The sequence below is a fragment of the Streptomyces sp. NPDC054956 genome, from assembly GCF_053609185.1.
This window is the reverse complement of record NZ_JBSGXB010000477.1, coordinates 1-3,907: the sequence shown is the minus strand read 5'-3', so window position 1 is coordinate 3,907 and position 3,907 is coordinate 1. Positions and strand designations below refer to the sequence as shown.

General features: G+C 73.9%; 2 protein-coding genes and 1 pseudogene. 1 reads left to right on the top strand and 2 read right to left on the bottom strand.

Annotated elements, in window-relative coordinates:
- Positions 1 to 564: 564 nt before the first annotated feature.
- On the bottom strand, positions 565 to 1,296 hold the full coding sequence (locus tag ACWGDE_RS36935; RefSeq protein ID WP_453393459.1) for a DUF7873 family protein: 732 nt from the start codon (positions 1,294 to 1,296) through the stop codon (positions 565 to 567).
- Between the two features lie 40 nt (positions 1,297 to 1,336).
- The gene (locus tag ACWGDE_RS36930) at positions 1,337 to 1,624 is read right to left on the bottom strand and encodes a hypothetical protein (RefSeq protein WP_453393458.1); all 288 of its coding nucleotides are present in this window, start codon (positions 1,622 to 1,624) and stop codon (positions 1,337 to 1,339) included.
- Between the two features lie 177 nt (positions 1,625 to 1,801).
- Here ACWGDE_RS36930 and ACWGDE_RS36925 point away from each other — a divergent pair.
- Positions 1,802 to 3,907, top strand: a pseudogene (locus tag ACWGDE_RS36925) (hypothetical protein); the annotation flags it as partial.

Here is a 3,907-nt window from a genome sequence, read left to right as displayed (position 1 = left end):
GCGCTGGACGGTTCGGCGGCGGTCGACCCGGCGGACGTCCGGGCGGTCCTGGTGGAGAACGAGTCGGGCACGACGTTCGTCTCGGTCCCGGTGGCCACGTAGCGGGCCCGCCGGGCCCGGTAGGCGGCCGGACCGTTCGCCCCCGGGCGGCTCGGCCCTCGGCCGGGAAACGTGACGGAGCCCGGGAGCATGTCCAGCTCCCGGGCTCCAGCTTGCCACCCAATTGCGCACACCGGCGGCGTTTAAGAGCCGCGGATCATTCTGAGATCGACGTGTTCTGCCTTTGAACTACAGCAGCACGAGAGAGCTGCCGAGGGGACTTGAACCCCTATCCGTCGATGTTCGCCCGCGCTCGGTCGATCCGGTGTTCGGCGGCGAATACTGAGACTGGAGCGAGAATCTGAGTTTCATGGGGCCGCCTCTACCAGGCTTGGGCCACCCCCGCACGTGGTGCGGGGGGAGGGATTCGAACCCCCAACTGACACCCCTTTATCAGCTTCAACATCAGTTTCAGCTTGCGCTCATCGCGCACCCCCCGCTCGCGACGGGGGGCGAATGTGGGGGCTACCTGAAGAGGTAGCCGAACACCGCGTCGCCGACCCGCTGGTCGGTGACCTCGGTGTTGTTCGCCTCCTCGCGGGCGAACTTGACGGCCTGCTGGAGCTTCTCGACGCGCTCGAGGAGCTCGTTGACCCGCCGTGCGGGCAGCGCGCCGGAGAACTTCACGGTGGTCCAGTAACCGACCGCCACGTCCTCGTAGTAGACCTCGACCTGGGCCGGGTGCTTCTCCGTGGCCTCGGCCTTCACGTGGTTGCGCGGGACCTTCTTCGTGCGGATGGTCCGCACCGGCTCCGTCTTCCAGGAGTCGGTGGAGGGGTCCAGGTTCCACGACTCGGAGGCGTCGAGCACCGGCAGCTTGCGCACGAAGGTGTGCAGGTCGGTGAGCTGCTTCTCGAGGAACAGCAGGTACGGGACGGGCACCTGGGGCAGCAGCACCGTGCCGTCGACCACCACGTCCGCGACGGCCGAGCGGTTCGCCCAGTCCTTGGTCGCGGTCACGTCGAAGAGCCGCGTCAGCGTTCCCGCGGTCGCCCGCAGGGCGTCCTCGGCCTTGACCTGCACCCGCGTGGACTCGGGCGGCAGCTGCTCGCCCTCCTCGTCCTTGGGCTGGTAGGTCCGGGAGATACCGGCCAGCAGGGCGGGCTTCTGCACGTCCTGGTGGGCCTGGGTGAGTTCCTGGAGGGCCTTGGACTTGACGCCCTTTTCGACTGCGATGATCTGATTCAGCTTCGGCACACCCCGAACCTAACAACCCTCCGCCGCACGCACATCCGATTTACCGACGGCTCGTCCGGCGGTACGGCGGCCCCGGTCCGCGGACGGCGGAGGCGTCGGGGGCAGACACCTCACTCGCCACCGCCTCGCCGTGCAGCGTGGTGTCCCCGTAGGCGTCCATGCCTGCCAGCGTGGGCAATCGGTGCCGACCCAACCTCCCGAGGACCGCCGCGAACTCCTCTTCCTCGATGAGGATCCGCTCCAGCACCCCCACCGCGGGCCGCGGCCCCGGCTTCCGCGCGGTCCTGGACTTCGACGCCCCGCGCCGCAGTTCGACGACGAACGCCATCCCGGCTTCCTCCCGAACACCCCGGCACCGGTCCGATGGTCCCATGGCGTATGCGACCCGCAGGGGCCGACGGGCTGCCAGTGGCGTCGTACCTTCGGGCGCGGGGCGCGGCGGCGGGCCCGGCCGCCGGGGACGAAAGCGTTTGGCCGGGGGCGGGGTCGCAAGGAAACTGGGCGGATGTCGCGCATCATCGAACAGCTGCTCGCCGCTCTCGAACCGCTCCCCCACCGGGACCGGCTCCGCCTCGCCGCCGCCACCGCCCGGGACCTCGCCGCCGCCGGGGAGCTGGACGCCGTACTGGAGGAGCTGGACGGGCTGGGGCGGTACGAGCGGCGGCTGGCGGCGTTCGTCGCGGCGGTCGGGCGGCGGACGGAGTACCTGGGCGCGCGGCTCGCCGACCCCGATCCGGCGGTCCGCAGGATCGTCCATCGGGCCGCGCGGACCCTGCCGGTGCCCGATGAAGCGATCGTCGCGGCCTACGAGGACGCCTCCGCCGAGGTCCGCAAGCAGCTGTCCCGGACCGTCCGGCGCGCCGGACGCGCGGCGCTGGCCGAAGCCCTCGTGCCCCGGCTGCGGGCCGAGTGGGGCGACCACGAGGCCGCCGCGCTGCTGTCCGCCTGCGGGCCCGAGGCGGTGGCCCGGCTGCTGCCCGAACTCGCGGACTCCGTCTCCGACTGGGTCCGCCTGGCCCGGCGCCACCCCGGCCCGGTGCTCGACCGGGCGGAGGCCGAGCTCGCCGTGCTCCCCGCCGAGCTGCGGGACTTCTGGTGGGAGCGCCGCTCCCCCGGGCTGGCCGCCGCCGCTCCCGCCGCACCGCCGCGCGTGCTCGGCCTGCTGGAGCGGTACGGGCCCCGGACGACGCGGCCCTGTCTGTGGGGCCGCGTGGGGCTGTTCGCCGACGCCGACGCCGAACGCCTCGTACGGTGGCTGGCCGATCCGGCACGCGAACACCCGGTGTACGAGCCCGTTCCGGCGGCCTCCGCGCTGCGCCGGCTCGTCCGGGCCGACCCGCCCTCGCTGCCCCTGCTCGGCCGGCACTGGATGCGCCGTCCCGAGCATGCGGCCGCCCTGTTCGAGGCCCTGCCGCCGGCGCGCCGCGAAGCCTTCTACGAGGATCTGGCCCAGGGGCTCGCACCTTCCGCGGGGCCCCTGTGGGCCGGCCTGCACACCCTCCTCCCGCTCCTGCCGCCCCCGCGCCGGTACGCCGAGGCGCGGCTCGCCGTGGCCCGCGAGCGCGCCGCCGAGCAGACGCCCGGAAAGCTGCCGGCCTCGCTGGTCCATCTCCCGGTGGCCGAGGCGCGTCCCGAGATCCTGGCCGCCTGCGGTGGTTCCGACGCCGGGCGGCGGGCGGAGGCCTGGGGGCTGCTCGTCGCCAACGCGGGCCGCTCCGGCGACCCCGACGCGGTGGCGGAGGTCCTCGCCCTGATCGCGGGCCGGCTGCGCAACGACCGCGATCCGGTACGGTCCGCCGTGCTCGCCGCACTGGTGAAACTGCCCACCGCCCTGCTCGACTCCCCGACGGCCCCCGGCCACCTGGACACGATCGCCCTGGACGCCCTCCAGGCCCGGGATTCCTCCTACCCCACCCGGAACTCCCTGCGCGGGCTGGTCCTCACCGTGCTCGACGAACCCGCCGTCGGCTCCGGCCTGGTCGACTGGGCGCTGCGCTCCCTGCGCCTGCTCGTCGACCACACGGGCGGGTCCGTGCTCGGCTGGTGGGACTGGACGTCGGAGCACGGGGGGCGGACCCACGTGTTCGAGGTGCTGCGCCCGTGGGCCGACGGAGCCGCCGCCAAGGGCGACTTCGGTCCGCTGCTCGCCCTGGCGGGATTCCTCCGCCAGGGCTCCGCCCCGCCGCCCGGGCTCGAGGTGATGCTGACGGACGCGCTGGAGCGGTGCGAGGACGAGACGGCCCCGGCGCTCGCGAAGGCCTGGCTGGCCGACCCCGCGACGCGGGAGGCTCGCGCGGTGGAGCTGCTGGCACAAGAGCCCTCCGCGGCCGCGCTGGAGCCCGTACGGGAGGTCCTGTCTGCGCGCCGCACCGATCTGCTGGACGTGCTGCTCGCCGAACGCCCGGCGTACGGACGGTTCCTGCGCGAGGGCTCCGCCCGGCCGCTGCCGGTCCTCGCCCACGCCTCCCGATGGCTGCCGCGCCAGCAGGAGGCGGCGGCCCGGCTCGCGACGGCGGTCGTCCGGGACGGGTCGAGGACGCTGTACGAGCGTGCGTCGGTGATCCGCGAGGCCGCGCCGATCCCGGACCACGGGCCGGCACTCGTCAGGGAG